21 protein-coding genes are annotated in these 22,547 nt (G+C 57.7%); 11 read left to right on the top strand and 10 right to left on the bottom strand.

Annotated features, from left to right (window positions below):
* Nucleotides 1-79 precede the first annotated feature (79 nt).
* Nucleotides 80-973 (top strand): nitrogenase cofactor biosynthesis protein NifB, encoded by an 894-nt coding sequence (gene nifB / locus ACLQMU_RS11500; RefSeq protein WP_422149206.1) that lies wholly within the window; start codon nt 80-82, stop codon nt 971-973.
* A gap of 183 nt (nt 974-1,156) precedes the next feature.
* Here nifB and ACLQMU_RS11495 read toward each other — a convergent pair whose 3' ends face one another.
* Both ACLQMU_RS11495 and ACLQMU_RS11490 read right to left on the bottom strand, forming a co-directional pair.
* On the bottom strand, nt 1,157-1,642 hold the full coding sequence (locus ACLQMU_RS11495; RefSeq protein ID WP_422149207.1) for a hypothetical protein: 486 nt from the start codon (nt 1,640-1,642) through the stop codon (nt 1,157-1,159).
* Nucleotides 1,643-1,681: 39 nt separating this feature from the next.
* Nucleotides 1,682-2,011: a hypothetical protein gene (locus ACLQMU_RS11490; protein WP_422149208.1), complete on the bottom strand. Its 330-nt coding sequence runs from the start codon at nt 2,009-2,011 to the stop codon at nt 1,682-1,684.
* A 159-nt stretch (nt 2,012-2,170) separates the two neighbouring features.
* Between ACLQMU_RS11490 and ACLQMU_RS11485 the strand changes: the two genes are divergently transcribed.
* Entirely contained in the window at nt 2,171-3,031 is an 861-nt protein-coding gene (locus ACLQMU_RS11485; RefSeq protein WP_424039617.1) for a DNA-3-methyladenine glycosylase family protein, read from the top strand.
* Between the two features lie 66 nt (nt 3,032-3,097).
* Nucleotides 3,098-4,054 (top strand): DMT family transporter, encoded by a 957-nt coding sequence (locus tag ACLQMU_RS11480; RefSeq protein ID WP_424039618.1) that lies wholly within the window; start codon nt 3,098-3,100, stop codon nt 4,052-4,054.
* A gap of 49 nt (nt 4,055-4,103) precedes the next feature.
* On the opposite strand, the gene ACLQMU_RS11475 is transcribed toward ACLQMU_RS11480, so the two are convergent.
* Complete coding sequence (locus tag ACLQMU_RS11475) at nt 4,104-5,330, bottom strand: adenosylhomocysteinase (RefSeq protein WP_424039620.1); 1,227 nt, start codon at nt 5,328-5,330, stop codon at nt 4,104-4,106.
* A gap of 153 nt (nt 5,331-5,483) precedes the next feature.
* Here ACLQMU_RS11475 and hisF point away from each other — a divergent pair, with 153 nt between their 5' ends.
* Nucleotides 5,484-6,290, top strand: a complete 807-nt coding sequence (hisF, locus tag ACLQMU_RS11470) for an imidazole glycerol phosphate synthase subunit HisF (RefSeq protein ID WP_422149212.1) — start codon at nt 5,484-5,486, stop codon at nt 6,288-6,290.
* Here hisF and pheT read toward each other — a convergent pair.
* From pheT to endA, 4 genes are read right to left on the bottom strand one after another with little or no spacing between them, the layout of a single operon-like run.
* Complete coding sequence (gene pheT / locus ACLQMU_RS11465) at nt 6,259-7,887, bottom strand: phenylalanine--tRNA ligase subunit beta (RefSeq protein ID WP_424039621.1); 1,629 nt, start codon at nt 7,885-7,887, stop codon at nt 6,259-6,261. The two genes, hisF and pheT, sit on opposite strands and share 32 nt — an antisense overlap.
* 1 nt (nt 7,888) lies before the next feature.
* Nucleotides 7,889-9,394 carry a phenylalanine--tRNA ligase subunit alpha gene (gene pheS, locus ACLQMU_RS11460; RefSeq protein ID WP_443673710.1) on the bottom strand — a complete coding sequence of 502 codons (1,506 nt, stop codon included), beginning with the start codon at nt 9,392-9,394 and terminating at the stop codon, nt 7,889-7,891.
* A 6-nt stretch (nt 9,395-9,400) separates the two neighbouring features.
* Nucleotides 9,401-10,657, bottom strand: coding sequence for a tryptophan--tRNA ligase (locus ACLQMU_RS11455; protein WP_422148736.1), 1,257 nt, complete (start codon nt 10,655-10,657; stop codon nt 9,401-9,403).
* Nucleotides 10,658-10,680: 23 nt separating this feature from the next.
* Nucleotides 10,681-11,691 (bottom strand): tRNA-intron lyase, encoded by a 1,011-nt coding sequence (gene endA, locus ACLQMU_RS11450; protein WP_422148735.1) that lies wholly within the window; start codon nt 11,689-11,691, stop codon nt 10,681-10,683.
* Between the two features lie 293 nt (nt 11,692-11,984).
* Here endA and ACLQMU_RS11445 point away from each other — a divergent pair, with 293 nt between their 5' ends.
* From ACLQMU_RS11445 to ACLQMU_RS11420, 6 genes are all read left to right on the top strand, one after another.
* Entirely contained in the window at nt 11,985-12,626 is a 642-nt protein-coding gene (locus ACLQMU_RS11445; RefSeq protein ID WP_422148734.1) for a 4Fe-4S single cluster domain-containing protein, read from the top strand.
* 64 nt (nt 12,627-12,690) lie between these two features.
* Nucleotides 12,691-13,029 carry a DUF1257 domain-containing protein gene (locus ACLQMU_RS11440; protein WP_422148733.1) on the top strand — a complete coding sequence of 113 codons (339 nt, stop codon included), beginning with the start codon at nt 12,691-12,693 and terminating at the stop codon, nt 13,027-13,029.
* 3 nt (nt 13,030-13,032) lie between these two features.
* On the top strand, nt 13,033-14,592 hold the full coding sequence (locus tag ACLQMU_RS11435; RefSeq protein WP_424039028.1) for an AAA family ATPase: 1,560 nt from the start codon (nt 13,033-13,035) through the stop codon (nt 14,590-14,592).
* Between the two features lie 6 nt (nt 14,593-14,598).
* Nucleotides 14,599-17,403 carry an outer membrane protein assembly factor BamB family protein gene (locus ACLQMU_RS11430; protein WP_422148731.1) on the top strand — a complete coding sequence of 935 codons (2,805 nt, stop codon included), beginning with the start codon at nt 14,599-14,601 and terminating at the stop codon, nt 17,401-17,403.
* Nucleotides 17,400-19,031, top strand: a complete 1,632-nt coding sequence (locus ACLQMU_RS11425) for a hypothetical protein (RefSeq protein WP_424039026.1) — start codon at nt 17,400-17,402, stop codon at nt 19,029-19,031. The genes ACLQMU_RS11430 and ACLQMU_RS11425 overlap by 4 nt, the downstream gene beginning before the upstream one ends.
* 16 nt (nt 19,032-19,047) lie before the next feature.
* Entirely contained in the window at nt 19,048-19,251 is a 204-nt protein-coding gene (locus ACLQMU_RS11420; RefSeq protein ID WP_422148920.1) for a DUF2997 domain-containing protein, read from the top strand.
* 5 nt (nt 19,252-19,256) lie between these two features.
* Here ACLQMU_RS11420 and ACLQMU_RS11415 read toward each other — a convergent pair whose 3' ends face one another.
* A complete protein-coding gene (locus tag ACLQMU_RS11415; protein WP_422148919.1) occupies nt 19,257-20,102 on the bottom strand; it encodes a deoxyribonuclease IV in 846 nt (281 codons plus the stop codon).
* Between the two features lie 98 nt (nt 20,103-20,200).
* Complete coding sequence (locus ACLQMU_RS11410) at nt 20,201-21,067, bottom strand: hypothetical protein (RefSeq protein ID WP_424039023.1); 867 nt, start codon at nt 21,065-21,067, stop codon at nt 20,201-20,203.
* A gap of 127 nt (nt 21,068-21,194) precedes the next feature.
* Here ACLQMU_RS11410 and ACLQMU_RS11405 point away from each other — a divergent pair, with 127 nt between their 5' ends.
* On the top strand, nt 21,195-21,938 hold the full coding sequence (locus ACLQMU_RS11405; protein ID WP_443673709.1) for a ribonuclease Z: 744 nt from the start codon (nt 21,195-21,197) through the stop codon (nt 21,936-21,938).
* Nucleotides 21,939-21,972: 34 nt separating this feature from the next.
* On the opposite strand, the gene ACLQMU_RS11400 is transcribed toward ACLQMU_RS11405, so the two are convergent.
* On the bottom strand, nt 21,973-22,545 hold the full coding sequence (locus ACLQMU_RS11400) for a flavodoxin family protein (protein ID WP_422148916.1): 573 nt from the start codon (nt 22,543-22,545) through the stop codon (nt 21,973-21,975).
* Nucleotides 22,546-22,547: the final 2 nt, after the last annotated feature.

Below are 22,547 nucleotides of genomic sequence, written 5' to 3'. Positions count from 1 at the left end.
CCATGACCGGAAAGATACGACAAATTACCCTGATTGAACTTTATTTATACCTGAAGAACGCATTTAAAACGTAGAGCCTATGTCCGACGAAATAAAAACCGCAGAGGTGGCGGGGAAAAAAGTCCAGTGGGATCCTGCACAGATGCGAAAAATACAGGAGCATCCCTGTTTTTCCGAGAAGGCATGCCATGCTTTCGGGCGCTGCCACATTCCCGTGGCGCCGAAATGCAATATCCAGTGCAACTACTGTATCCGGGATTTCGACTGCGTTAACGAGAGCAGGCCCGGGGTGACCACCCGGATCCTTAATCCCGACCAGGCCATGGACATGGTAAAAAAAGTCGTCGAGAAATACGATTATATCAAGGTTGTCGGCATTGCGGGACCCGGTGATCCGCTGGCAAACGAGGAGACGTTCGAGACGCTTCGCCGGCTCCACGAAGAGTACCCGGGGGTTATCAAGTGCATCAGTACAAACGGCCTCCTCCTGCCGGACAAGATCGACCTGCTCCAGAAGTATGACGTTGGCAATATCACGGTCACGCTCAACGCAATCGACCCGGAGATTGGGGCAAAGATATACCAGTTTGTCGATTACAAGGGCAAACGGTACACGGGGATCGAAGCGGCAAAACTGCTCCTTGCGCAGCAGTTAAAGGGCATCGAGATGGCCGTGGAACGACACATGATCGTCAAGATAAATACCGTCTATATCCCGGGCATCAACGATGATCACATCATAGACATCGCAAAAAAGGTTGGGGAAATGGGCGTCTATACCTTCAACCTCATCCCGCTGATCGCCCAGTACAAGTTTGCCGATATAACCCCCCCCACACCCGAGATGAAAAGGAAGATGCAGGACGCCTGTTCGAAATATGTCAAACAGATGCGGCACTGCCAGCGCTGCCGCGCCGATGCCATCGGGAAACTCGGCCACGATGTGCAGTCGTGCATGTATAAAGGAGCATAATTCCTCTTTTTGATTCACAGTAGCACCTGCACGGCCGGCACCTTACCGCAAAACTGTTTCCTGGCGAAGACACGAATACACTCCTGACGGTATCACGGAAGGCATATCGATGAGTGGTTCCCTTTAAGCGGTTCCCGTACGAGAGGATCATTCTGCGGAGATAAATCACCAGAGCAGCCGGTATTACGGTGTAAACCCTATCGTCGGGTATGCAGATTTCTGTGTACCGGCGCTCTGGAGGATCCGGTTCAGTTCATCGATTATCGTCCCGAGTGAAGGAGGGATATCAGTATCTTCGGCAGCTACGGTCTTGCCCTGGTAAATGATTGTATAGGTCACAATATCTGCGCTTTTATGAGGAGCCGGATAGTTGGCCTGGAGCTGGGAGAACTGGGACTCGTTAAACAGCACTGAAATGAACGCAATGTCGGTTGCATTCAGGTATATTTCGGTGCTGGTGGACCGCCCGGAGATAGCCGCGACCCCGTTGTCGAAAATTACAAGGTGGTCATTTAAACCGGCAGTGCCCCCCGTCCGGTGATAATCGACGACTATTGAGGGCGGCGCGGTCTTGTTAACCGGGAGAACCCTGGTACCGAGACACCCGGCACCCGCAAGTACCAGAACGAGAAGAAAAAGAGGAAGTATCGGTATTAATTTAATACGCATCACTCCGAATGGCAAAGTGAATTTCGCTGCTTTTCCGGGTTATAACTGCACGACGTCCGCTTTTTTGGATTTTGCCGCCGTTTTGCGCTCGGGGAGAACTTCTTCGAGCGCTTTTACCAGGCTGTCTGCCTTTTCATTGTTGAACACCGCACGGAATGCGGCAAGTTCCGCTGCGTTCATGATCATGATCCCTTTCTTTTTCATCGGGAGGCCGTTTTCACCGAGAGGGTTAATATCGATCGCAAGGGATGCCGGGCGGTTTTTTGTTGCGGGAAGCCGAATGATGGAGACCCCGGCAAGCGTGGTCTGCTTGCGCTCCCAGTCCGCGCCTTCCTCGATAAAGGCCTTGAGGGTTTCTGTTAATTCCATGAAAAGAACTGTTAGCCGATATATTAAAAGACTATCCGTCCACTGCGAAAATAAAAACGGGCACCCGCCATCATCTGCCGGTGCCCTGATAAGTCCTTCCCATCCCCCGGTATAGTCTAAAAAGGTTAAACACAGATATCTTACAAGGAGGAGTCCCCCATGCCACGGATCGCGCTTCACCCGGACCAGCCGTTCTCCCTTGACCAGACGCTCGGGTGCGGGCAGGTCTTCCGCTGGAACCACATGCCGGATGGAAGCTGGACCGGGGTCGTGGAAGGACAGGTTATCCGATGCCGGCAGGAAGGAAGGACGCTCTCCTTTACCGGTGCAGGCGAAACGTTTGTGAGGCACTATTTCTCCCTCGATCTCGATCTTCTGGCCATTCTCGACTCAGTCGATCGCGACCCGTTTATCCATGAGGCGATCGGAGAATGCCAGGGCCTGCGCCTTATACGGCAGCCTCCGTGGGAGTGCCTCTGTTCCTATATCTGCGCAACCAATACAAACATCCCTGCGATCCGGCGCCGGGTTGCAACCATTGCACAGCAGTTCGGCGACGCAATTGAAGATGGGGATACGACATTCTATTCGTTCCCCGATCCGTTACGGATCTCCTGCACCGGAACCGTTTCCTCTCTTGCAGAGTGCAGGCTCGGGTACCGACAGCCATATGTTTTTAAAACCGCCTGCGATACTGCTGCACGAGATTCATGGGCAGAGACTATCGACGCACTGCCGTACGAGGAGGCCCGCCGCGAGCTCATGAAGTTCCCTGGTATAGGCCCCAAGGCAGCAGACTGTGTCCTCCTCTTTGCCTTCCAGAAGTTCGAGGCATTTCCGGTCGATGTCTGGATCCGGCGGCTGATGCGTGAACACTACCTTCCGGCGCTCCCGCAGGATACGGCCCTGACCGGGCGGGAGTATGATGAGATACGCGCCTTTGCCCGGAAGCATTTTGGCATGTACTGCGGGATTGCGCAGGAATATATCTATGCGGCACGGGAAGATTCAAAGACCTGAATCATCCCATATATCTGAAAACCCGGGGCATTATCGCCCGCGTAATTTCCTAAACTCCCTGATACCATGAAATGCATCCCCTTTCACAAAATTCCAAAACCCGTCATTGCGATTGCGGGTGCCACCCTCCTTTTCGGGACGGCAACACCGCTCTTAAAGATCCTTGTCGACGACATGGCACCCCTGGTCCTCATTGCGCTTCTTGCGCTCGGGTCAGGTGCCGGTGTTCTCTGCTGGCGACTGGTGAGCGGTCCCCGCTTAACCACGGGGCAACCCCGTACCAGCCGGAGGGAGCTGTATCTTCTTATGGGGACGGTGATTGTCGGAGGCTTTCTGGCACCGGTCACCCAGTGTTTTGCCCTTACCATCACTCCTGCAGCGACAGCGGCGCTGCTTTTAAACTTCGAGATCGTCGCAACCGTCCTGCTCGCGTTCCGGGTCTTCCATGAACCGGCCGACAAAATGACGGGGCTTGCCCTCATCCTCATCTTTGCCGGCAGCATCCTTCTTGGCTGGAACGGCGAGAGCGTCCTTGGCATTTCCCTGGGGGCGCTCGGGATCATCCTGTCGGGATTTTTCTGGGGCATAGACAACAACTGCATGGCGCATATCACCGCCTACCCCCCGGAGCTGATCGGGCTGTACAAGGTGATCTTTGGCGGGAGTATCGCAACGGTACTCGTGATTGTGCTCGGGGAGCCCCTGCCGGGTGCAGACCTGATCGTCCTTGCCCTCCTCACCGGGTTCTTCTCCTTCGGGTTTGGGCTCATCCTCTTTATCGTGGCCCTCCGGGACATGGGTGCGGCGCGGGCAGGTGCGATCTATTCGGCAGCACCGTTCATCGGCTGCATTGCATCGCTTTTCATCTTTCCCGATCCCCTTGGCGGCCAGTTCTGGCTTGCCATTCCCCTCTTTGCCGCAGGGGCGCTGATCGTTATCCGCGAACAATGGAAACTGGGGTACCCTGTCAGCGCCGGGGATGAAAAGGCAGGAAATCTCCCGGAGAAAACAGGATACAGATAATCCGAACGCGACTTAAAAAACGAGAGAAAAAGTTCGGGCAGGACGGTACTTACGTCCCGATATCCCAGCTGCACTGGTACTTCTTTTGGGCCGCGGAGAGTTCATCGATCGAAAGGCCAAGCGATGCAAGTTTGAGCCGGGCAACCATTTCATCGATCTCCTGGGGCACTTCGTAGACACCGCCTTTGAGGGAGTCGCCATGCTCCGCAATATACCGGGTGCAAAGCGCCTGCAGGGCGAAACTGAGGTCCATGACTTCGATCGGGTGGCCCATGCCCTTGGGGGTGGCAAGGTTCACGAGCCTGCCCTCAGCGAGTACATGGACCGGTTTTCCCTTGAGAATATAGGTGACGATCCCATCGCGCTCGACGGTAGAGTCCGCGTGTTTTGCCAGCCACGCTATATCGATCTCGACGTTGAAGTGGCCGGCATTGGCAAGGATCGCACCGGGTTTAAGTTTCCCGAAATGGTTCTTGCCGATCACGCTGGTATTGCCCGTGGTCGTAACAAAAATGTCGCCGATATCTGCAGCCTGGTCCATGGTCATGACATGGTACCCGTCCATGTGCGCTTCAAGAGCCCGGCGGGGATCGATTTCGGTGACCACGACTTTTGCGCCCAGGCCGTGGGCTTTCTGCGCAAGGCCCCGGCCGCAGTAGCCGTAGCCGGCGATAACAAAGTATTTTCCGGCGATAAGCGTGTTTGTCGTGATCATAATAGAGGAAAGCACACTCTCCCCGGTCCCGTGCACGTTGTCAAAGAACCGTTTCATCGGCGTGTCGTTGACCGCGACCACGGGGAACTCGAGTTTCTTCTCCGACGCCATTGCCCGGAGCCGGTGGATACCGGTCGTTGTCTCCTCGCAACCGCCGATCACCTTCTTTAAGAGCTCGCGGCGCTTGGTGTGCAGGTAGTGGATGAGGTCCATCCCGTCATCGATGGTAATCGAAGGAGCCGCGTCGAGTACCTGTTCGATTGCCGCATAGTACTCCTCGACCGTGCACCCGCGCTTTGCGTAGCAGTGCACGTTCTTTACCTCGTTTAACGCCGCAGCCACATCGTCCTGCGTGGAGAGCGGGTTGCAGCCGGTGATGTAGACCTTTGCGCCGCCCGCGGCAAGCGTCTGGACAAGGTTTGCGGTCTTGGCCTCGACATGGAGGGCCATGCCAATTGTCATACCCCTGAAAGGTTTCTCCTTCTCGAACTGCTTTTTTATCGAGGCAAGCACGGGCATGTACTGTGCCGCCCAGTCGATCTTTAACTTCCCGGTACTCATGAAAACACCTGTGCGGTTCCGGCCTCGCGGCAGGTACCGCGCTATCACGTACCCTGTACATAATGCAACAATGGCACATAAACTTCCCCGCAGAATTCGGATGGCAGACAGGCAGATAGGTAAATAGGGATGAGAGGAGAAACCGGAAGTGACATGGTGCTCACGCGACGGATCATCCCCTGCCTTGACTTAAAGGACGGCCGGGTGGTAAAAGGGACTAACTTCCTTGGGCTCCGGGATGCCGGCGACCCGGTGGAGCTTGCCGGGCGCTACAACGAGCAGGGAGCAGACGAGGTGGTCTTCCTCGATATCACCGCTTCCAAGGAGAAGCGGGGCATCATCATCGACCTCATCCAGCGGGCGGCCGACCAGCTCTTCCTCCCGCTGACCGTTGGAGGCGGGCTGCGGACGCTTGACGATATCCAGCAGATCCTCCGGGCCGGGGCGGACAAGGTGAGCCTGAACACGAGCGCCGTGCATGATCCATCGATCATTACCAAAGGCGCGGAGTCCTTCGGTACGCAGTGCATCGTGGTCGCCATGGACGTGCGCCGGAACTTCACGCCGAACCCCGAAGCCGTGCCGGTCCGGCTCTGCGACGACAGCACCTGCTGGTACGAGGTAGTTATCTATGGCGGGAGCAAGCCGACCGGTATAGATGCGGTGCGCTGGGCAAAAGAGGCAGAGGAACGGGGGGCCGGGGAGATCCTGTTGACCAGCATGGAGACCGACGGAACCAAGAACGGTTTTGATATCGCGATCACCCGGGCGATCTCGGAAGCAGCAAACATCCCGGTAATCGCAAGCGGCGGGGTCGGGACGCTCGACCATTTCTACGACGGGTTTACGAAAGGGAAAGCAGATGCCTGCCTTGCGGCGAGCGTCTTTCACTACGGCGAGTTTACCGTCCGCGATGTAAAAGAGTACCTTAAGGGGAAGGGTATCCCGGTACGGCTCTGAGATCGAGCTCGAACGCCGCCACCGGCTGCTCCAGTTCGAACGCCGTGAGCACGGCGGGATGGATCTCGCCGAACACACCTGCTTTTTTCCCGCCGACTATGATATCCGCCCGCCTTCCCTCGATGAAGGCGGCATCGTCAGATACTTCTGCGCTGTACGTGATTCCGAGCTCGCGGAGCACCGCGTCTGCGTGGGCATAGGCCTCCGAAAAGTCGGCGGCCGCATGGGTGCTGACAAACGCAAGGCTCTGGGTGGTGCGGAGATCGGCAAGCACGTCACCGGTGGCAAAGAGCCGTTGCGGGAGTTCCCGGTGCCGGTTGACCTGCAGCATCTCCAGAAGGAGTGGCACAATGTCGGTCCTGACTACGGTATACTCCTCGCTGATCGGGTGCATGAGGTGGAGTGTCGCCGGGACGCCGGGACGCTGCATCCGGTCGCAGAGCACCCGTTCGTTGGTCAGCGTAAAGGGCATCATCTCCAGGTACCCGAGGCCGGCAAGGATCGCCCGTGCCTGGCCGGCAATCCGGTTTGCCGGGTGCTCCTTTCCGATGGAGAACGTGGGAGGCACCTCGACAGCAAAGTTCTCGTAGCCGTACGCGATCGCAACATCCTCGAAGAGATCCCAGTCATGCATGATATCTGCCCGGTAGCTGGGCACCTGCACCCGGACCCGATCCGGCCCGGCCGGCTCTGCGCCGAACCGCATCTTTTCCAGCAGTTCCGCCATCTGCGGCGCGGTCAGATCGACCCCGATAAGATCGGAGCATTCCCGGACGCTGACCGTGCGCACTGCGGGAGCAAGATCGGGGATGGCTGCGCCATTGATCTCCACGCTTTCGATGGTCGCACCAGCCTCGGCCAGGGCGGTGCAGATGATGTTTGCCGCAACATTGACCGCACGCTGGTCGGTGCCGGTCACATCGAGGAGGATGTTCTTTGTCGCCGTTGTCACCCGCGTGCGCTCGCCGTTGATGATCGGCGGGAACGAGCAGACATGATCTTCATCATCAACGATCATGGGGAAGAGCGGGAAGTCTTTTACGATCTTTGCATAGTCCCTGCCCTTGGGGTGCTGTTCGAGGATCTCGTCGAGGGTGAGCTCTTTGGTGAAATCGAGCGGGACAAACTTCCTCGCCCTTGGGGAGGCAACGTAATGGAACGGCGGGGTGACCGTATCGAGGTCGTGGATGCCGATGGCAACCTTGCTCCGTCCCCGTCCCACTGCCCAGTGCAGGGCTTCCTGGAGCGCCATGACCGAGAGGATGGACTCGTCGTCGAAGGAAACGTTCCGGATGACCGCGGAGGCGAGGCAGGGCCGGATCGCCGCGAGCTTCAAATCTATAGTGAAACGGATCCCCGAGGGTTTCACCGTATAGCGCGGCAGGCCGGTCTCGATTCCTAAAAATCCCCGCATGGCCCGGGCCGCACCCTCGACCGAGAAGAGGTCAGGGCGATTGGGGAAGAACTCAACGTCCGCGTGGTCCTCCTCAAGGCGTTCGACCTCGGACCCGATCATAGGGAGGCGTTTGAGGATCGTTTCCCTGTCGGTGCCGGTGAGCCGTTCGAGGTACCTGTAGGAGAGGCTGATGATTGCCATGTTACGTCTTCCTCCCCGCTGCGGCAGGGGCATGCACGGAGCTGTTTCGTATCCATTCAAGATCACTCTGGTACAGCTGCCGCAGGTCCTTCAAGCCCAGCCGGAGCATGGCAACCCGGCTCACGCCAAGGCCCCACGCGAGCACGGGGCATTTCACACCCCACGGGTCGGTTACCTCCTGCCGGAAGACACCTGCCCCGCCCATCTCCACCCAGCCAAGGCCGTCCACCCAGATCTCGGGCTCGACCGAAGGCTCCGTATACGGGAAGAACCCGGGCCGGAACCGGACATCGGAAAAGCCCATCCGCTGGTAGAACTCTTTTAAAAAGCCCAGCAGGTGGCGGAAGCTAACCTCCTTATCCATGACGATCCCTTCGAGCTGCTCGAATTCAGGTGTGTGGGTGGGGTCGATCGCTTCGCGCCGATAGACCCTCCCGATACAGAATGCCTTGACCGGCGGTTCCGGGTGGGTGGCAAGGTACTGGATCGAGAGGCTGGTCGTGTGCGTGCGGAGCACGCACTGCTTTGCCTTTTCGGGGTTCCACTTTCCGCCCCAGCCGGTGGACGAGGTATTTCCGCCGTGCTCGTGCATGTCCCTGAGGCACTCCCACCCTTCCGGCAGCGGCGCCTCCTCTTTGAGATAAAACGTGTCCTGCATCTCCCGGGCCGGGTGGTCCTGCGGCTGGAAGAGGGCATCGAAGTTCCAGAACGCGCTCTGGACGATCTCCCCGTGCATCTCGGTAAAGCCCATCTCCAGAAGGATCTGGCGCATCTCGTCGATGAGCCGCTGGTACGGGTGGGACTTGCCGGGGTACACGGTCTTTGGCAGTTTTTTGACATCGTACCGGCGCAGGTTTGCGGTCTTCCATGCGCCGGAGATGATTTGATCCCGGGTGAGCGTGCCGATCTCTTCCCTGATGTCAAGGCCCTGATTTACAAGAGCGATTCCCTCAGGAGTGATAGAAATAGCATATCGGACGGTTTCAGATTCGACAAGGATCCCGCGTTTGATAAATTCTTTTGTCTTTGGATCATTATCTGAAGGATTTTTTAGCGAGGCTTCGTCTCTCTCAATAGATCCAGAATGCCCTTTGTCCTTGCCAGAATTGTAGTCGTCTCCTCGAACGACACCCTCACATAATTGGATAGTACCGTTCTCTGTGACTTTGACAAGTCCATTCTTCCTGAGCTGCCCAAACCCTATTTTAAAAGCAGGATCTTCCTGGAATTCGGCAATTTTGGAATCGGGCTTACTTTTGATTTTTTTATAGAGTTGGGCCTCTGGAAGACCATTCTTTAGATATTTTCTCCCTTCTTCTGTATACTCAAACGATTTTTTAGTGATTCTGTTAACCTTCGCAAGCCCCTTGTCCTCGGAGAGGTGCCCCCACTGCACAACTGCTTCTGGTGTCGCATTCAGGAGAGAGGCGAGGTGTTCTGCATCGGCCTTTTTCTCCTCTGCCAGCGCAGCAAGCAGCCGTTTCTCATTCAAGGTCAGTTCCGCCATTGCCTCTCACACCTCGATCGTCTCAGCCGCCACGTCCATCTTCTCCCGGAAATCCTTCAAAAAGGCAACAACCCGGTCGGCAGTCTCCTTCTTGCACTGCCCACAGGTGATCTCGCCCGACCGGCACTTCCGGTGAAGTTCCGCCAGTTTTGCATCATCGGTGATCATGTGGAACATGTTGAGCAGGTAGAGCGTGCACTTCTCCGGTTCGCCGCCAAGCCGCCGCTGCTCCTCAAGCGTCATCCTGCCACCGGTCAGGGCGCTCATCACCTTCTTTCTGACCGTTGCTTCGGGCTCAAAAAATGAGATAAAACTCTCCGGAACGCTTGATGACATCTTTCCGCCGGTCAGGCCGGGCAGGAACACATGGTAGGTGGATGATGGTGTGTAAAACGCATATCCCCCGCAGGCCCGCTCGATCTCGCGTACCTTTACACTCACGTCGGTGCATGCCGCATCTTTGATGTCCACGTGGCCCTCGTATTTCTTCGCGTGCGGAAACGCCTTTTTCACCGCATCGAGCGCCGCATCGGGAGCGTTCTTCGAGCGCACGCTGATGTACCCTTCGCGCTCCTCCACCGTGAACATCCGGAACTTGTGGGCGATCCCCCGGGTGAGGCGTATATGCGGGTCCTGGTCGATTCCCACCGGCACGAGCGTCGGAGCCGGTTCACGCTCGACCTGCGGGTACAGGATGTCTGCCACCTGCGTGATCACGCTGTCCGCGTGGGCAAGATCCGTCTCCGGGGTAAAGCCGTAGATCGCGGTAAGTTCGGAGAAGTTCACCTTGGTTGCCGCTTCAAAGGCAAGATCCTTGAGCCGCTCGTTTCTGCTCTGGAAATAGGTCTGCCCTTCAAAACCCAACGCATACAGGCAGGATAGGTATTCCTTGCCGTATTCCCGGCACTTCTCCCAAGAAAGGCCCCGGACTGCGTAGGCTTCACGGTCAGCGATGGTCACATACCCATTGGCACCCTGTTGCACGTGCCAGACGATTTCCCGCATCAGCATCAGGTGCCCGAGGTGCGGGTGGCCGCTGGGCATGAAGCCGGTGAGGAGATGAAACGGCGTATGGTTCCGGATCGCGCGGGCGATTGGGAGGTAGTCGCGCTGGCCGACCACGATACCCCGGCGCATGAAGTACGGGATCTCGGGCAGCTCATGGAGCACCGGTGCAATCGGGTCGATGCCAAACTCGGCAAACATCTTCTCGACATCGAGGGAGGGTGAACTTGACCAGGGATTGATGTGCGGTTCTGTCATGATGGGAACGCTCAACCGTAATGTTATAATTTAATCCGCGCGAATTCGACGAACTGGATACCGGTAGTATGTACACAGCCAAATAACATCTTCTTTTTGACACTGTGCGCCATCCTGACCGAGCGCGAGATCACGCTCATGGGCATGACTGCCTCTTTTTCTATCGCATGCACGAGCATGTCAGAGTGCACGTTCTTGCCGCAATAGACCCGGTAGTGGTGGCCGAATTTGTACCCGGTCCGGGGAACAAAATCATGCCGGCGCAGCTCGGTATAGACCTTGTCTTTTGCGGCAAGCTCCTGGTCACTCTCCTTTGCGAAGGTGAAATATTCAGCGGGAGTAAACGATTTGCCATCTTTTGTGGCGAGTACAGATTCCTCACCCATCAGGTACAGGAGTTCAACCGGTGATATCATCAGCCGCTCCTCGTCAAGCCGTTTTCCGAAACCCGCCTTTTCCAGATCTGATGGCGGAGACACCCGGACCATTGCGGACTTCCCGACGAGCACCGCTTCACAGGGTGCAATCGTAAATGGCGGTGCGCAGGCATCGGCAAGTTTCTGGAGCTTGATCTCGTAGTAGGTCAGTTCCTCCTCGTCGTCGACAACCGCGAGGACGTACTGCTTGCGCATGTTCCTTGCGGTGATCACTTCCTCGATCAGCTTGGCAAAACGCACCGGGTCGCGTTCCGAGAGAACTCGGACAAGGTAAAGCGACTCCCCGGTCCCCGGCTTCTCGCCACGCCGGAACACCCGGAAATCATGGGGACCGGTCTGGACGACATACCCGCGTTCGCGCAGGTCGCGGTACACAAGAAAACTGCGCAGGAAGTTTCGCTGGTCGGCGTACTCGGCAAGGAGCGTGTCAAACGTATAACCGGGAACCTCAATCTTCTGGCGGTGGAGCAGGTAGAGGGCTTCCTGCGGTGCAAGCCGTATCCCTTCGCCCTCGGGGCGCCCGTACCCGCTCTGGTCGTACAATGTCCGCCCGTCCCTGCCTGTCAGCACCGAGGTGCCGTCAAATATCGCCTTCACTGCCGGATCTATTGTTGTCGAAGTGTTATAAGAGCGCGGGAAAGCGGGACCTGATCCTGCGCGCGTCCCTGCAGCGCCTGATCGAAATCCTTATGAATTGCAAAATTCCGGAACAATGCCTATTAAAAGGTAAAAATCGAACCTGTATAGTCAGATCGTATCTCATAAGTATGCTTATTTGCACGTCCCCGTGATTGATTTTCATTCCGGGAATATTTGGGTAATACTATAAGGTACATCGCGATCACCCACACCGGAATCATTTCAGCAGCCAATGCTTATGTGGCGGAAAAATGAAGGTGCATCAGACAAGCGACCACGGATGCCGACGCAGGAGTGTACTCAACCTCGCGGGTTTTCTCGCAAGGTCAGCCGTAAACGGCCCCGGCATCCGGGCCGTTGTCTGGGTGCAGGGGTGCCCAATCCACTGTAAAGGGTGTTTCAACCCGGCGTTCTGGTCATTTTCTCCGGCCACTATGGTTTCTTCAGACGAGATCATCGGCCGGATCCTTGCCATCAAAGATATCGACGGGGTCACGTTCTCCGGAGGAGAGCCCTTTTTCCAGGCAGAAGCACTTGCATCGGTGGGAGAGCAGGTCCGGAAAGCGGGGCGTACGATCGTGACATATACGGGATACACGTACGAACAGCTCATTTCCGGTATTAATCCTGCCTGGAACCGGCTTTTCGGGGTAACAGACCTCCTCATCGCCGGCCCGTATATCAGGACACTTGCCTGCGACGACCCGTACATCGGGTCGTCGAACCAGCAGCTCATTTCCCTGACCGGAAGAGTCCGAACGGATGCCCCGCACGGACAGGCACACGGTGAGATCATCGAATTTTCCATTGCTCCCGGAGGCATGGTCACGACTACCGGTTTTCCCCGGGAACACACGGTCCGGCAGATCGCCGCCCGCTGCCGGGGGGAGTGAGACCCTGTCGCATTTCAGCCGTATAAGGACAACATTCCGGCACCGGGAGGCGCTGATCCGGTGCATGCAGGAGCTTGGCTATACGGTCGAGACCGATACGACCATCAGGGGATACCACGGTCAGCACAACGTGGATATTGCCGTGAAAAAATCCGGGGAATACGGCCTCGGCTTTGTGAAGAATCCTGAAGGCACGTACGACATGGTAGGGGACTGGTGGGGCATTTCGGGAAAAGGCGAGAAGCAGATCGCCGAAAAACTACAACAACAGGCAGAGAGCATCCAGAAAGAATACGCAAAAAAAATGGTACTTGAACAGACTGCCGCGGACGGTTTTGACCTTGTCTCGGAGACCGAAGAGAACGACGGAACCGTGCGGATTGTTGTCAGGAGGTGGAAGTAAGTGATGCAACGTTCCGAACCCGATTTCTCCCGCAGGTTGAATGTCTCACTGAGAGCACGTGTCACCCTCATTGTCGTGATCACCCCGGAGGAAGAGCGGGTGGTGGAGCAGATTAAGGTCGTCTGTGAGAGATGGGACCCCCCCCGACAATGCATTGCGTGGGACAGCGTGGAAGGTTTTTCGGTCATCGTCGGCAACAAGAATTTCCTGAACCAGTCGCGCGACCCGCTCACGGCGCTCGACGACCTCGTCAAGACCGGGGAAGATGCTGTCATTGTCCTCAAGGATTTCCACGAGTACTGGAACAACCCACCGGTGAAACGACGGATCCGCAACTTCTCCCAGGCGTTCCGGTACAACCGGCGCACGATCGTGATCGTCACCCCGACACCCCGGGTGCCGGACGAGATCCGCGACGAGGCAGTAATCGTGCATTTCCCCCCGCCGACTGCAGCCGAGCTTTCGGCCGACCTCGACACCCTGCTTGCCACAAGCGGCATCGCCTGTTCGCTTTCCCCCGGTGGCCGGGAAAAGATCATCCAGGCCGCACTTGGCATGACCCTCAACCAGGCACGCCGGGCATTCTCGAAAGCCATCGTGACCCATGGCACGCTCGATGACCGTGACATCGATGGGATCATCGCGGACAAAAAAGACATCCTGAGCTCTTCGGATGCGCTGGAGTTTTACAGTTATACCGAGGCCCCGGAGAATGTCGGGGGCCTCGCAGTCCTCAAGGACTGGCTCTCCCTGCGCGAGCGGGCGTTCACCAAGGACGCACGCGACTTCGGCCTGCCGGCCCCAAAAGGTATCGCGCTGATCGGCATCCCGGGCACGGGAAAGAGCCTCACGGCCAAGATGATCGCCGACCTCTGGCACCTTCCCCTGCTCAGGCTCGATGTAGGGGCACTCTTTGGCAGCCTCGTGGGAGAATCCGAGGAGAGGACGCGCCGCGCGCTTTCGCTTGCCGAGACGATCAGCCCGTGCATCCTCTGGGTGGATGAGATCGAGAAGGCATTTGCGTTCGGCAGCGGGGATGCCGGCACGAGCCAGCGGGTCTTTGCACACCTCCTCACCTGGATGCAGGACAAGACCGCTCCCTGTTTTGTGGTGGCGACCGCAAACAACATCGCCGCCCTCCCGCCGGAACTGCTGCGGAAGGGCCGTTTCGACGAGATCTTTTTCCTCGACCTGCCCACAGTTGAAGAACGGCGCGAGATCTTCGCCGTGCACTTCAAGAAGCGCAAGTGCATCCCAATAGAGTTTGACCTCGATACTCTTGCACAGAAGAGCGAGGGCTACGTGGGCGCCGAGATCGAACAGACGATCATCGATGCGATGTACCGGGCGTTCAGCGAGAACATGCGCCGGGTCACGACCGCTGACATCCTTTTCTGCATGAAGACGCAGGTCCCTCTCTCAGTTTCGCAGCGGGAGACGGTGGCGGCACTCCGGGCCTGGCTTGCAGAGGGGCGGGCGCAGTCCGCTTCAAGGGCAGCCACGCCAATTTCGGGGAACGGGAGATCGATTGTGCTGGAGACCTTTGACACCGGAAGCCAGTGAGCCTCCATGAAGATCCCCCCCACCGTTCCGGTCATCGGCCCCCTGTTCTACCGGCGTTCGGTCGGGGAGGTTGCCGGCGCGGTGAAAAATGGGGATCTGCAGGCAGTCCGCAGACTGATCGCTGTTGCCAGAGCGGACCCGGATATATCTGCACGGGAAATTGCCTGTGACGCCCTGGGCTCCCTTTCATCGCAGGACGCAATCGATGTGTTCTGCCATGAGGTGCTGATCCATGAAAACCCGGCACTTGAAAAAATTGCCACGAGTGGGGGATATGCTCCTTCGGAGCCGGAATTCGCGGCGCTCTTTTTGTATGTCACCGGGCAGGAAGAGGCATTATGCCGGTTTGATCCTGATCCCCATCATCCTGTCCTCGCCCGCGGGTACACGGCAGCACCAGATAGGATCAAAACCCGGGCGCTTCGCAGTTCCTCTGATACCCAAAGGGGCCGGCATCTTGCACATGCGCTGATCGGGACAGACCCGGCACGTGGGGCCGGCAGATGGTCATATGGCGAGTGGGAAGTGGTTATCAACGGTCTGATTCACGAAAGAGCATGGGACGCGCTATGGCTGCTGGTCGTTTCTGCACCCCCGTCACTTGCGGTCACGGCCCTGAACGCCATGAAGCTGGCCGGCTGGAGAGCGGGGGGGGACGGAATGCAGGTCTTTGAGGGTCTGGTCCGCGGGCTGCCGGAAGCATGGGCTCACCCGGCACCTGAAAAACCCCTTATTTCCATGGGGATCCAGGACAGCCAGTGCCTGATACTGGCATTCTCCCGCGACTGCACATATCTGGCCGCCGGTTACAGCGACGGGAGGATTGAAATCTGGCAGGCCCCAACAGCCCGTCTCATCATCTCTCTCGCAACAAATGCCGGATCCATCGGCTTCCTTGCATTCGCATCGGACAACTCGTACCTCATCCTGGGAGGGAAGAACGGGACGCTTACCTGCTCTGGCATTCCTTCGGGAAACACGGTCTGGTCGTACGCGGACAAAGACCACCCGGTTTCCTGTATTGCGATGTCTGGAAACGGGGAGGAGATCATTACCGGGGATAATCACGGAAGGACGATCCGCATCGGGTGCCGGACAGGTAAAACCCTGCTTGAGGTCCAAGGGCACCCATCCCGGGTCACTGCCATTTCACCGGCCCCTGACGGAACGAGCATCGTTTTTGGCCACGCCGACGGAACCATCTGCTCGCGGGACAACGGGATTGGGGCGGAACTCTGGGCCGTACCTGGTACCGGTGATGCAGTCAGGGCTCTTGAATACACGGGTCAGGAAGATCAGCTGTTCGTGGTCTACGAACATTCACTTCCGGTTCTCAGGGACGGGAGCACCGGGGTGCCCGTGCGGACATACGCCAGGTTCTCTGGTCATCCTGCATGCAATGCGATATCGGCTGAAAACCATATGTCCGCAATCGGCAGCGACGATCGCATACTCCGGCTCTGGAAGTGGCAGGAGAAGAACCCGACCGCAGAAGTTCCATTCTACAGCCGCCTTCCGACATGCTGTGCCTTTACACCCGACGGCACCATGACTGCTGTCGGGTGCAACGAGGGCACAGTATACTTTTTCAGTGTTCCCGAAGGGCGACGGATAAAAGAATTCCGGGGATACAGACAAATGGTTACTTCCTGTGCTATCTCTCAGGACGGCAAGACCCTTGCTACGGCAGGAGGAGACGGCGCGGTCACCCTCCGAAGAATTCCCTCAGGAGAACTCCTCCGGACACTCTCGAGTCCCGCCGGGGCGGTAACCGCCCTTGCCCTCGCCTACGGTTCAGGTGGCACCGGGATAGTGGCCGGGACAGCTGATGGCAGGATCCGCATCTTTTCCGCGGGAGATGGCATGCTTATCAGCACCATCGATATGTACACTCCATCGGTCAGGGCCCTTGCGGTCAGCCCTGACGGGGCATACCTTGCCTGTGCCGGAAAAGATGCGAGCCTCCGCATCTGGGACCTTGCAAAGGGTGGCCTTGTTGCCACGTGTGAAAATCTTACGACAACTGTACGGTGCCTTGCCTTCCTGCCGGAAACAGCCGCATTTATCTCCTGCGGCTGGGACGGGGTGGTGAGATGCTGGGAGGTGCCGGGCGGGAAACTGTCAGGGACACTGGCCGGGCATTCGAGCATCATCACCTGCTGCTGCATTGACCCAAAAGGACGCCTTCTTGTCACCGGCAGTAACGACACGACCGTGCGGATCTGGCAGCTGGACAACGAGAAGAAGTGTATTGTTCTTGAGGATGCAAAGCATGAGGTGAGCGCCTGCGCGATCTCCCCGGATGGCACCCTCCTTGCCGCGGCAGGCACGGACCCCGTGATCCGGCTGTACCATCTGCCGGAGGGGACTGCTGCCGGGACGATCCCGCAGATCCCGGGGAGACCAACGGCTCTTGTGTTCACCGATGACGGACTCGCACTCACGGCGGGATACGATCATGGCACTCTCGCGTTCTATGCTCTCCACGGGCACTCCCTGATCCGGACCCTGCCCGCCCATGCAGGCGCAGTCACCGGGATCGTTGCCATAAAGGGTGAAGACCGCATCGTTACCAGCGGTACCGACGGGATGATCCGCATCTTCCGTGTCCCCTTCATGCGGCCCCTGTCACGAACCACCCTCGCAGACCTTGCGCTCGCACGGGAACAGGAGCAGGCCGCCGGTACAGGTGCCATGGCGGAACAGTGGAGGATCCTCTGCCACTTGCTGTCCATCCGGTTCCAGAACGAGATCGAACTCTGCCCGACATACCGTGATGCCGGGATGTACGATATTCAGGTTGTCGGATGATTCCTGTGGACAGGTACGCGCAATCCCTCCAGCCGAATGTTCGCCTCGGGATAGACTTCGGGACCGGAACGCTTGTCATCGGTATCGCGGGACAGGATGGCGGCGGGTTCCGTACCCTCGCGTTCCCCGGCTGGTCGCAGGAAATGCCCGGCACGGGAGCCGGCGGACCGGTCCACACGGTACCGGTGTTGATCCATTACGATCAGGACGGGAATTGGACCATTGGCGACGAAGTGATGCGGGCGGGTGATTCCAATCATCTTAAAACGGCGCGATGGATCCGGAAATACCTGCTGGAGGAAAGCCCGGTGCGGATCCCAACCGGTATGGATCGCCGGATCACGTTTCGCGATGCAGCAACGGATTTCCTCGCCACTGTCCTTGCCCGTGCGACACGGGAGTGCCCCGGGTGCTCTTCGGTTGTCTTTGCCATTCCCCGGGATGTTCCGGAGTGGTATGCCGGATGGCTTGGGGTCATTGCCCATGCCGCAGGCATCAGTTCCTGGTACACGATCGCGGAACCTGCCGCCGTTATCGCCGGGTACGGGCTGGCCCCGGAGATGGGACAGGTGTATCTCATCATCCGCTGGGACGAAACAGACTTTTCGGTGTCCTTTGTCCTGTCTGAAGAAGCATCGGATCATGGCCCTGACGGGGGATTGCGGGTAATTGGCACGGCATGCGATGATACCGGGTATAAGGCTGTCGATGCCTGGATTGCTCATGACGTGCTCGCCCGGAACCACATGAATTACATGGGTGCAAAAGCGCAGAGGATATACGAGGGGATTACCGGAAGGATCGGGGAGCTGTACGGACAGCTGGCAGCAGCGGACGAGGCCATGATCGGAATCGATGATCCGCTTTCCGGAACAACCGTCCCGGTCAGGGTATCCCGTGATGATGTCGACCGGATCCTGATGGAGCACGGGTTCCCGTCAGTTTTGGACCGTACAATTGGCCGTGCACGGGCGACTGCCAGCTCCCGCGGGTGCAGAGGGGTGCAGCCCATCGCCATCCTGATGACCGGCCGGGGGTGTGTGATACCTGCCGTCCGGGAGCTTATAAAAAATCAGTTTGCAGGGGTGCCGGTCCTGTCCGATCACCCGGTCGATGGTGTTGCCCGCGGTGCTGCAATATATCTGCCTCAGGTGAACCGGCCTGACCGGATCAAAAACGACTATGCGCTCCGGTACTGGGACCCTAAAAGCCGGGAGCACCGGTACCGGTTCCTCGTGCGCAGCGGGGCGAGATACCCCAGTGCCGGCCAGGTCGCCCGCATCACCATCAGCGCCGCATATGATGGCCAGACCCGTCTCGGAATTCCCCTGTACGAGATCAACACTTCGCCAGATGCACACGCGCCTGCTCTTGAACTGGTCTCGGACACTGCCGGAGGGGTTCGTCTCGCCGGACCTCAAGAAGATGCCGGTGCCGAAAACAGGCCGCTTCCCGCAAACGAGCGGACACCCACGCTGCTTATCGCTGACCCGCCGGCGCTGAAAGGCGAGCCGCGGTTCGAACTGACGTTTGTGCTCGATCGGGAAAAACAACTGCGTGTCACGGCACGCGATCTTGTGACCGGCACGCTCACAAAAAAGGATGCACTGGTACACAGGCTGACCTGATAACAGGAGGAAAAATATGGAAATGCAGGAAATTGAAATAACGATCGATAAGGAAGGCAGAATACAGGTTAAAGTAACCGGAGCGCACGGTGCCGACTGCCTTGCGATAACCAAAAACCTCGAGGATTCCGCAGGAGTTGTAGAGGAGCGGACGTATTCACCGGCGTATTACGAACAACCGGTGAGTGAAGAGCATTCTATCCGAATCCGGCGATACTAAAAAAATTACCGGGCAAGGTCCCGCACGGCCTGGATGTTGCCCCGGTCATCCCTCCGGTCATCCACCGGCGTTTCGCAGATCAGCGGCAGGCGGGCAAATGCCGGGTGGTGGAGGATACGCCGGAAGCCGTCCTCCCCGATAAACCCTATGCCGATATGCTCGTGACGGTCAAGGCCGCTCCCGAGATCTCCCTTGGTGTCGTTGGCATGAACCACCTTCAACCGATTGATACCAACGGTCTCATCCAGTTGTGCAAGCGTGGCGGCAAGGCCGGCCCCGGTGCGCAGCTCATAACCGGCAGCAAACGCATGGCATGTATCGAAGCAGATACCAATACGGCCGGGTTTTTCTATTCCATCGATGATTGCGCGTATGTGCTCGAAACTGCTGCCCACACTGTTCTTCTCCCCTGCAGTGTTTTCAAGCAGCAGCATCACATTGTTATCGGACGCTTCGAGCGCCATGTTCACCGCTTTTATCACCCGGGCCCTGCCCCCCGCGATCCCGTCCCCGAGGTGATGGCCGAGGTGGGTGACAAGATAGGGTATGCCAAGCCGCCCGCACCGGTCAAGCTCTGTCTGGAGAGTCTGGACAGACTTCTCCCAGATCTCGGATCTGGGGGACGCAAGATTGGGAAGATAGGGCATGTGGTCGACCGGAAGAAGGCCGGTCGTTGCGATTTTCTGCCGGAAAAGGGTGCAGTCAGCATCGGCCAGGGGCTTGAAACCCCACCCCCGGGGATTGCGGGAAAACATCTGGAAGACGTCGCAGCCGGCATCCCTGGCCCGGTCGACTGCGAGATCGAGAGAACCGGCGATCGAGACATGCACGCCAACTCTTACCTCTGCCATGGGCGGCCACCATCCAGTACGGAAATCATCTGTATCAGATCAGCATTGCGGCGCACCGGTACATGGAAGTTGTGATCGTGCCGGGCGAGACAAAAAGGTTAGTTCCTGCGCCGGTGTGCAACAAGGACTGCTATACCGAGGCCGAGGATACAGAGAGCTGAAAACGGCAGGGCGGATTTCTGGGTCGTTGTGACGGGAGCAGATGTTGTCGTGAGCGCATATGACGGTGTGGCCCCGGTCGCTGCCGCGTTACTGCCAATCGGGGGGACCACATGGACGATATAATCGGAGACAGGCTGGACCCCACCGATAAGACCGGAGTAACCGGGGCACGAATCCGATAAGGCTTCACCGTTTACAAAGGTGACATTAACACTCGATGCATCGTTCCTGCCGTTAAAAAAGAGCGACTCCCCGGGAGCGAGGACCTGTTGCGCGACAATCATTTTGCCACTGGTAATGGTCGCATTCGAATACGTGGCCATGCAGGATGTCCCGGTGCAGGCAGAACAGTTCGGGATGGTCATCGCAGATACTGCATAATCCCCGATAAGTGCGGTGGGAAGGCTCCCGATATCACCGATTTCATCGGTCGCATACTCTGCGCTGGCGCCAGAACCGTACAGTTTTGCAAGCGCGATCCAGGTGCCGCCGGTCCCGCCAAGGCTCACCGCGACGGCCTGATCATGTTGGGCAAACACGGAAAACGCAGCTGGATCGGGAACGGTGCCGGTGAGCGTAGAGGTGTTCAGCGGCGTCCACGAACAGACCGGAGCAGATGTGCCTGACCCGTAATCGCAGCCGTACTGCTGAGGATCTGACAGGGTCAGGGTATTATTCGCAAGCGATACATCTGACACGGTACCTTTGATGGTTGCCTGAAGGACAACCGCACCGGCCGGGATCGCACAGGCAAAAAGGAAGAGGAGGGCAGCACACAGGCAAAGAGAGAGAACGTTTTTCATAATTCACGCATCCGATCCATGAATTGTACTGCCTTCATTGACCCGGCTCCATAAAAATCCTGCACCTCCTTTGTGCCGCATAACCGGTACCTGCACCTTGATGAGCAAAGAATGCCAATCTCCGGGTATGCAGGTCACCTTCCTTGGGACAAACGGCTGGTACGATTCCCCTACGGGAAACACGGTCTCGGCGCTGATCTCTTCACGGGATTATGATATCATCCTTGACGCGGGAAACGGTATCGCAAAGGCCGACCGCTACATCTCGCAGGATAAACCGGTCTTTCTGTTCATCAGCCATTTCCACCTCGATCATACCGAAGGGCTCCACACGCTGGTGAAGTTCAGGTTCAGGAAGGGCCTCTCCATCTGCGGACAGGTTGGCACCACGGCGGATCTTGCAGGCCTTGTCCGGGAGCCCTATACGGTGCCGCTTGAACAAGTCCCCTTCGCGGTAACCGTAACCGAACTTGCGGACGGGCTTCACGAGCTGCCGTTCAGGGTCACGTGCCTGCCGCTCGTCCATCCCGTTCCCTGCCGTGGCTTCCGTTTCGAGCTTGATGGGAAGGTGATCACCTACTGCACGGATACAGGATTCTGCGACAACGCGATCACGCTCGCACACGGCGCCGACCTCCTTATCACCGAGTGCGGCTTAAAGCCCGGGCAGAAGAGCCCCGGCTGGCCGCACCTCAACCCGGAGGAAGCGATCCGCATCGCAAAGGCCGCAAAGGCAAAGCGCCTCGCGCTGATGCATTTCGGGGCGGAGGTGTACAAGACCATTGAAGAGCGCCGGGCGTTGAAGGCGCAATTTGAAAAAGAGTTCCCGGGGCTCATCGTGTCAGAGGACGGGATGACGGTAGAGGTGTGAGGTATATTCCTGAACTTAAGATCCCCTAAAAAGATTATTTCTTCAGTTTCTTCATGACCCATGCCATGTTCTCGCCCAGCACTTTCATGGTGTTGAGCCCTTCATCGTCTTTTTCCACGTCGCCCGGTGCGAGCCCGATCCCCACGTTCCAGTAGGATGAGCCCGGGACCACCATCTGGTTGATGAAGAAGAAGTGATTAATCGTATCGAACGTGTGAATCGCACCACCCCTGCGGACTGCCACGACCGCAGCCCCGACTTTGTGCCGGAACATGCTGTCATTACCCATGGCAACAAAACCCGACCGTTCGATCAGGGCTTTCATTTCAGCGCTCACATCAGAGAAATAGGTTGGCGAGGCAAGGATTATCCCGTCCGCCTCATCCATCTTTGCGATACACTCGTTCGCAAAATCGTCAATCACGCACCGGCGGTCCAGATTCTCCCTGCATTTCATGCATGCGGTGCATCCCTGCACTTTCTTTCCCGAGAGTTGTACAAGTTCGGTCCTGATCCCCGCTTTTTCGAGTTCCTTAAACACTGCCCGAACAAGGATCGCAGTATTCCCGTCCTTGCGCGCGCTGCCGTTGAATGCGATGACTTTCATGG

This window comes from Methanoregula sp. (genome assembly GCF_052325125.1).
Classification (GTDB): domain Archaea; phylum Halobacteriota; class Methanomicrobia; order Methanomicrobiales; family Methanospirillaceae; genus Methanoregula.
Note: the sequence above shows the minus strand (reverse complement) of the source record. Positions and strands in the feature narration are given on the sequence as shown.